Here is a 2,096-nt window from a genome sequence, read left to right on the forward strand (position 1 = left end):
TCTGACCGAGTTAAGACACTTTTGAAAGAGTCTGCTAAAGCTGCGTAAGGCCGTTTAAGTAGTCTGGAAAGCTAACATTGATACCGGCTGGAAATAATTACTCATGAGCAAAGCTACAGAAAAAGCTGTAATGGGTAAGATTACCTCGGTATACGGTGTTAAGGGTTGGGTGAAGGTGTTTTCCTATACTCAGCCTAAAGAAAATATTTGCCAATATAAAAATTGGACTCTCGAAGGTGGCAGCAAGAACGGATCGGTAACCGTGCTTAGCTGCAAAGCTCATGGCAATGGTCTGGTCGCCCAGTTAAAGGGGTGTCATGATCGCGATGAGGCTAAGCAGTATTGTGGTTCGTTGATTTCTGTACCTCGAGAAGAATTGCCGGAACTGCCTAGCGGTGATTACTACTGGCATCAGCTTCAAGGTCTGAAAGTATTTGCTTCAGGGTCTGATGTAGAAGAGAAGGTTTTACTTGGTCGTGTTGATCATTTGATTGAAACCGGATCTAACGATGTTTTGGTAGTAAAAAAGTGTAAGGATAGCTTGGACGGTAGGGAGCGATTAATTCCTTACTTGCCAGATCAGGTTGTCTTGGCGGTAGATCTGGAAGCAGGATCCATTGAAGTTGATTGGGATCCGGAGTTTTAGTTTGTAAAGCGCTGATTGCGGTACTTGCGGGGCGTTTTTATATAGGCACTACTTAATCAGTTCTGTAAATCAGTTCTGGCATAAGGGATTGGTTCTTTAAGTGGTGCAAAGATAGAAACTTGCTGGTCAATGTGGTGTGACTGGCTTAGAGATGTGAATGTATGCATTTTGGACTGGTTACGCTTTTTCCTGAAATGTTTCGCTCTCTAGAAGATCATGGTGTCGTTGGGCGGNCAGTAAAGAAAGGGCTAATAGCTCTGGATTATTGGAATCCTCGAGAGTTCACCCATGATAAGCACCGTACGGTCGATGATAGACCTTATGGTGGTGGCCCGGGAATGTTGATGAAAGTGCAGCCTTTGCAGGATGCTATTCACGACGCTAAGGCAAAGATGGTGCAGGACCTAAAGCACGATCAGCCCGAGAAGGTGGTATCACTACGTACTGTATACCTGTCACCTCAAGGACAGCGCCTAGACCATAAGAAAGCTGTGGAACTGGCTGAATATGACGGATTGATTTGCGTCTGTGGTCGATATGAGGGAGTTGACGAGCGCTTAATCGAAGCTGAAATTGATGAAGAAATATCAATTGGTGATTTCGTATTGAGTGGTGGTGAGCTTGCTTCAATGGTATTGCTGGATACCATTTCCAGGTTAATACCTGGGGTATTGGGGCATAGTGAGTCGGCAACCGAGGATTCGTTTGCTAGTGGTTTGTTGGATTGTCCTCACTATACTCGTCCAGAAGTTTTTATGGGTAAGCCGATTCCTGATGTTTTGATGTCGGGTAATCATGAAAAAATTCGCCGCTGGCGCCTTAAACAATCCTTGGGGCGAACATGGCAGCGACGTCCAGAGTTGCTGGACAAAATAGAATTAGATAGCGAGCAGCAGACTCTGTTGCAAGAATTTATTAGAGAAGTGAATCGGTAGGCCTGAGGCTTTAGGTTTATCATTTTTAGGAGTGTAAAATGAGCAGCAAGAATAACATTATCAGCGCCTTAGAAGCTGAGCAAATGACGGCAGAGATTCCAGAATTCGGCCCTGGTGATACAGTCGTTGTTCAAGTAAAAGTTAAAGAAGGTAACCGTGAGCGTCTACAGGCCTATGAAGGTGTTGTTATCGCTAAGCGCAACCGTGGTCTTAACTCTTCTTTCACGGTTCGTAAGATTTCTTACGGTGTTGGTGTTGAGAGAACATTCCAGACTTTCAGTAAGCAGGTTGATAGCATCGAAGTTAAGCGTCGTGGTGATGTTCGTCAGGCTAAGTTGTACTACTTGCGTGAGCTAAGTGGTAAGGCTGCTCGAATTAAAGAGAAGTTGAGCTAAGTTTTAATACTGCTTAATTTATCTTTTAAAAAAGGCAAGTGGCTTTAGGGCGCTTGCCTTTTTTGCTTTCTCCTTGGTGGTGAATGGGTGATGACGTATACAGAGCGTTTTCTTGACACT

Annotated in this window: 3 protein-coding genes; all 3 read left to right on the plus strand. The window is 44.3% G+C overall.

Features of this window, described 5'->3' with window-relative positions:
• Window positions 1–103 precede the first annotated feature (103 nt).
• Entirely contained in the window at window positions 104–646 is a 543-nt protein-coding gene (gene rimM, locus A3766_RS26470) for a ribosome maturation factor RimM (protein ID WP_068510833.1), read from the plus strand.
• Between the two features lie 161 nt (window positions 647–807).
• A complete protein-coding gene (gene trmD / locus A3766_RS26475; protein WP_068643304.1) occupies window positions 808–1,581 on the plus strand; it encodes a tRNA (guanosine(37)-N1)-methyltransferase TrmD in 774 nt (257 codons plus the stop codon).
• A gap of 38 nt (window positions 1,582–1,619) precedes the next feature.
• Window positions 1,620–1,976, plus strand: a complete 357-nt coding sequence (rplS, locus tag A3766_RS26480; protein WP_068509094.1) for a 50S ribosomal protein L19 — start codon at window positions 1,620–1,622, stop codon at window positions 1,974–1,976.
• The last annotated feature ends 120 nt before the right edge of the window (window positions 1,977–2,096 follow it).

Source organism: Oleiphilus sp. HI0132 (genome assembly GCF_001635845.1).